Here is a 2,500-nt window from a genome sequence, read left to right on the forward strand (position 1 = left end):
TTTTGGTTGCGGGAGTCAGATTTGAACTGACGACCTTCAGGTTATGAGCCTGACGAGCTACCGGGCTGCTCCATCCCGCGACGGTGGGCTTATTGGGCCCGTGCCCCAATTTTTAGTTTGGGGTTATATGACGATCGTTTGAGAGACAGCGTTTCTTACTAGGTTTGGCGGTGACCTACTCTCCCACGTCTTAAGACGCAGTACCATTGGCGCGACGGCACTTAACGGCCGAGTTCGGGATGGGATCGGGTGTTTTGCTCGCGCTATGACCACCAAACCGAGAAAGAAACGCTTCCCTGATTGCTCAGGGAGACAACATCAGTGGTTTTGCTATGCGGCTTAACCAATGTTTCCATGTTCTTACACTGCCGTCACAATGTGACGTAGTGATGTATGCTTTTGACTTGCCTTAGACAGAGGTTTTACGGTTTCAGCATACGCTGCTGCCTAAACCTTGCTGTTTCTGGATCAAATCAAGCCTATCGAGCAATTAGTACCAGTCAACTGAAAGCGTTACCGCTCTTACATCTCTGGCCTATCGACGTGGTGGTCTTCCACGGCTCTCAAGGGAGATCTTGTTTTGAAGGGGGCTTCCCGCTTAGATGCCTTCAGCGGTTATCCTGTCCGTTCATAGCTACCCAGCACTACCATTGGCATGATAACTGGTCCACCAGTGGAACGTTCACCCCGGTCCTCTCGTACTAGGGGCAACTCTTCTCAAATCTCCTACACCCACGGCAGATAGGGACCGAACTGTCTCACGACGTTCTAAACCCAGCTCACGTACCTCTTTAAACGGCGAACAGCCGTACCCTTGGGACCTGCTCCAGCCCCAGGATGAGATGAGCCGACATCGAGGTGCCAAACGATGCCGTCGATATGGACTCTTGGGCATCATCAGCCTGTTATCCCCAGCGTACCTTTTATCCGTTGAGCGATGGCCCTCCCACTTGGGACCACCGGATCACTATGACCGACTTTCGTCTCTGCTCGACTTGTCAGTCTTGCAGTCAGGCAGGCTTCTGCCATTGCACTCAACGAGCGATTTCCGACCGCTCTGAGCCTACCTTCGCGCGCCTCCGTTACTGTTTGGGAGGCGACCGCCCCAGTCAAACTACCCACCACGCAGGGTCCCGGATCCAGATAATGGACCGCGGTTAGACATCAAGAGTAAGAAGGGTGGTATCTCAAGGGAGGCTCCACGAGGACTAGCGTCCCCGATTCAATGCCTACCACCTATCCTGCACATCTCAATCCTGATGCCAGTGCGAAGCTATAGTAAAGGTGCATGGGGTCTTTCCGTCTAACCGCGGGAAGTGTGCATCTTGACACACAGTTCAATTTCGCTGAGTCCACATTTGAGACAGCGGGGAGATCGTTACGCCATTCGTGCAGGTCGGAACTTACCCGACAAGGAATTTCGCTACCTTAGGACCGTTATAGTTACGGCCGCCGTTTACTGGGGCTTCAATTCAGAGCTTGCACCCCTCCTTTTAACCTTCCAGCACCGGGCAGGCGTCAGACCCTATACGTCGTCTTACGACTTCGCAGAGCCCTGTGTTTTAAGTAAACAGTCGCCACCCCCTAGTTTGTGCCCCCTACCCATACTTGCGTACGAATAGGGCCTCCTTCTCGCGAACTTACGGAGGCATTTTGCCGAGTTCCTTAAATGTGGTTCTCTCAAGCGCCTTGGTATTCTCTACCAGTCCACCTGTGTCGGTTTAGGGTACGGTCTTATAGAGGAGCTATTTCCAGGGACCACTCAGCAGCCCACCCAATCCGATAAGGGCAAACTACCTCTGCAATCCGTCACTACCTCACGGCTCAGGAATATTAACCTGATTCCCATCGACTACGCCTTTCGGCCTCGCCTTAGGGGCCGGCTTACCCTGCTCAGATTAGCTTTAAGCAGGAACCCTTGGACTTTCGGCGAGAGGGTCTCTCACCCTCTTTGTCGCTACTCATGTCAACATTCTCGCTTCTGATCTCTCCACCGGATGCCTTACAGCCCGGCTTCACAGAAAGCACATTGTGTATGTTACACTCAGCATGCCGAGTATAAATACACAGCGTCCTATATCACAGAACGCTCCGCTACCACGCGTATTGCTACGCATCCTGAGCTTCGGCTCGTGGTTTGAGCCCCGTTACATCTTCGCCGCAGGACAGCTTATCTAGACCAGTGAGCTGTTACGCTATCTTTAAAGGATGGCTGCTTCTAAGCCAACCTCCTGGTTGTTTTGGCCGTCCCACATGCTTTCCCACTTAACCACGAATTAGGGGCCTTAGCTGCAGGTCAGGGTTGTTTCCCTCTTCACGACGGACGTTAGCACCCGCCGTGTGTCTCCCGGATAGTACTCATTGGTATTCGGAGTTTACTTAGACTCAGTAAGGCTGTGGGCCCCCATCATCCATGTAGTGCTCTACCCCCAATGGTATTCGTCCGAGGCGCTACCTAAATAGCTTTCGCGGAGAACCAGCTATCTCCAAGTTTGATTGG

General features: G+C 52.8%; 1 tRNA gene and 2 rRNA genes (1 of these 3 cut by a window edge). All 3 read right to left on the minus strand.

Annotated elements, in window-relative coordinates:
- Nucleotides 1–3: 3 nt before the first annotated feature.
- Nucleotides 4–80 (minus strand) — tRNA-Met (locus tag BMY36_RS18605).
- 82 nt (nucleotides 81–162) lie between these two features.
- Nucleotides 163–277 (minus strand): 5S ribosomal RNA (gene rrf / locus BMY36_RS18610).
- Nucleotides 278–469: 192 nt separating this feature from the next.
- A 23S ribosomal RNA gene (locus BMY36_RS18615) occupies nucleotides 470–2,500 on the minus strand; it runs 808 nt beyond the window's last position.

Origin of the sequence: Pseudorhodobacter antarcticus, from assembly GCF_900110135.1 — a bacterium.
Classification (GTDB): domain Bacteria; phylum Pseudomonadota; class Alphaproteobacteria; order Rhodobacterales; family Rhodobacteraceae; genus Pseudorhodobacter; species Pseudorhodobacter antarcticus.